The sequence below is a fragment of the Pseudomonas sp. P5_B2 genome, assembly GCF_056400445.1.
Map to the genome: position 1 here is coordinate 1 of NZ_JBFULH010000615.1, position 2360 is coordinate 2360.

4 protein-coding genes are annotated in these 2360 nt (G+C 57.4%); 2 read left to right on the plus strand and 2 right to left on the minus strand.

All coding sequences use genetic code 11. The annotated features are described in order from the left end of the window. The first annotated feature begins 77 nt into the window (after window positions 1-77). Window positions 78-974, plus strand: coding sequence for a LysR family transcriptional regulator (locus AC1DRJ_RS24715; protein ID WP_477804472.1), 897 nt, complete (start codon window positions 78-80; stop codon window positions 972-974). A gap of 86 nt (window positions 975-1060) precedes the next feature. Beyond that, complete coding sequence (locus AC1DRJ_RS24720; RefSeq protein ID WP_477804473.1) at window positions 1061-1444, plus strand: type II toxin-antitoxin system PemK/MazF family toxin; 384 nt, start codon at window positions 1061-1063, stop codon at window positions 1442-1444. 404 nt (window positions 1445-1848) lie between these two features. Here AC1DRJ_RS24720 and AC1DRJ_RS24725 read toward each other — a convergent pair whose 3' ends face one another. Both AC1DRJ_RS24725 and AC1DRJ_RS24730 read right to left on the minus strand, forming a co-directional pair. Continuing rightward, window positions 1849-2139, minus strand: a complete 291-nt coding sequence (locus AC1DRJ_RS24725; RefSeq protein ID WP_452624629.1) for a hypothetical protein — start codon at window positions 2137-2139, stop codon at window positions 1849-1851. Window positions 2140-2177: 38 nt separating this feature from the next. Continuing rightward, a partial coding sequence (locus tag AC1DRJ_RS24730; protein ID WP_477804474.1) for a DUF6124 family protein occupies window positions 2178-2360 on the minus strand: 183 nt, incomplete at its 5' end.

A 2360-nucleotide genomic window follows, 5' to 3' on the forward strand; every position in this document is an offset into this window, starting at 1 on the left:
GCATATAGCTGCCTAATGATTCAATCCAATATATTGTTCGACCTGTTTGAGAGCTTTTACGACCTAATGGGGTTTTCATGGAATTGCGTCATCTGCGCTACTTCATCGCCGTCGCCGAAGAACTGCACTTCGGCCGCGCCGCTCAGGTGCTGGGCATCTCACAACCGCCGCTGAGCCAGCAGATTCAGGCACTGGAACAGGAAGTCGGCGCGCGGCTGTTCGAGCGCACCAATCGTCGGGTCGAGCTCAGCGAAGCCGGTCGATTGTTTCTGCAAGAGGCGCGGCTGGCGCTAGCGCAAGTCGACAAAGCCGCCGATGTGGCGCGGCGTGCGCAGCTGGGTGAACTCGGTGAACTGAAAATCGGCTTCACCTCCTCGGCACCGTTCAACTCGACCATTCCCCAAGCGATTTTCTCGTTCCGCCAGCGCTTCCCGGCGGTGCACCTGAACCTGCGAGAGATGAGCAGCACCCAAGTCGCCGATGCGTTGGTCGACGAGTCGATAGAGGTCGGCATCATGCGGCCACTGGGGTTGCCGGATTCCCTTAGCGTCGTGGAGCTGATGCGCGAGCCACTGGTGGCGGTGCTCAGCTCCAACGACCCCTTGGTCAATGGCAGCGAAGACGGATTGTTCCTGTCAGCACTGGCCCTTGAACCCTTCGTATTTTTTCCACGCAGCTACGGCAGTGGTCTCTATGCACAATTACTCAGCCTGGCCCGCGATGCCGGTTTCAGCCCGCACTTTGCCCAAGAGGCTGGCGAGGCGATGACCATTATCGGCCTTGTCGCGGCGGGGTTGGGGGTGTCGGTGCTGCCAGCGTCATATCAGCGGATGCGCATTGACGGTGTGGTGTATCGACCGTTGCTCGATCCAGCGGCGGTGTCGGCGGTTTGGTTAGTGCAGCGCAAGGATCAGAAGTCGCCGATGGCCAAGGCGTTTGTTGAGTTGTTGACGCGTAAGGTTGAGGGGGCTTGAGCGTTGGGACACTTCACGTAACGGATCCGGTTTAGTGATTTATCTGGTTATTGAGCAGAATCGAATTCTTTCGATGAGTGCCATGGATGCCGCTTCTATATCAACCCAAGGAAGGCAGCGTACTGATTTGTGATTTCAGGGGGTATGAAGTTCCCGAGATGATCAAGGTCAGACCCGTTGTCGTGATTCGCAAACACAGAACCAACAGCTTGCTAGTGACAGTTGTGCCGTTGAGTACCACCGCCCCGGACCGCGTACTTGATCACCATCTGGAACTTCAAAGTCATCTCCAAGGGGCCAGTCCGGTCTGCTGGGCAAAATGCGATATGGTTGCGACAGTAAGCCTCTCCAGACTGGACCGGATCAGAAGTCGAGACCGTCAAGGGAAGCGTATTTATGTTATTTCACAACTGGAAACAGATGAGTTTTACGCGATCAAAGTCGCGGTACGCAGTGCTTTGGGCGTGTGATGGCATCGAAAGTGGCGCAGTCAGGCGAATGGCCAGTCGTTGCCCTGAGTTCTGTTTCGCGCAATACTCGTCCCGTTCCCGAAAGGGGCTTGTGAGACTCTGAGGATCCTGGGTAACCAGCCGTCGCAGAGCCAGGCAGGTACAGGGCGATGACAAGCCGACCTGTTTGTGAAGGGGCGCCGAAAGGCGCCCTTTGTCGTTTAGAGTGCCCCGGCTCAGTCAACCCCCGCTCCCCTCATCAAAGCGCGCAAAAGCCTGCAAGTTATCGACGACCAGGCCGGTCGCGCGGGCGTTGCTGAAAGCAAGTTGAATCAAGCTCAATAAACGTTTGAACGGCCTCTGCGCTAAGCGCGGGGCCGTCTTCACACTTGTTGGAAGCGCTGGTGTCCACACCACTGACGCCGTTACGACGCAGCAGGCGCTTGTCTTGATTTGCTTTGCTGCGCCGAAACCTGCCCCTGCAATCGTCGCCCGACGACATCCAGCAAATCACAACCATCGCGCAATGACGTCACCAACACCCGCGCCAACTCACTGTGAACACCCTCGCCAAACGCAAAACTTTCAAGCAGCTGGGTCGCAGTGCGTATGCGGTAAGCCGCTGTTTCGTGCAGCACGTCCAGCGGTGCCTCGGTGTCGATCACCAGCGAAGCGATGGTGCAATCGATGCCGGTGATGGGCATGTATCTATCCATGACAAAAAATCCTCCATTGCGTAAGAAAGCGCGATTACTCATTGGGGACCGTTGGACGGCGCCATAGACAACCCACAGGGCGGGTCGAGAATGTCCAGGGCCCGGTTGACCATCAGCTCGGCCAGCACGACCAGTTGCTGAATGGCCAATGCCTCGTTGCGGCGCGAGCCTTCGAGCTCGCAGGCGAGGTCGGTGGTCATCACATTTAGCGAGGCGAGGGT

Excerpts from the sequence above, each read along its gene's own strand:
- AC1DRJ_RS24715 (WP_477804472.1), top strand. The coding sequence starts at position 78 with ATGGAATTGCGTCATCTGCGCTACTTCATCGCCGTCGCCGAAGAACTG.
- AC1DRJ_RS24720 (WP_477804473.1), top strand. The coding sequence starts at position 1,061 with ATGCCGCTTCTATATCAACCCAAGGAAGGCAGCGTACTGATTTGTGAT.
- AC1DRJ_RS24725 (WP_452624629.1), bottom strand. The coding sequence starts at position 2,139 with ATGGATAGATACATGCCCATCACCGGCATCGATTGCACCATCGCTTCG.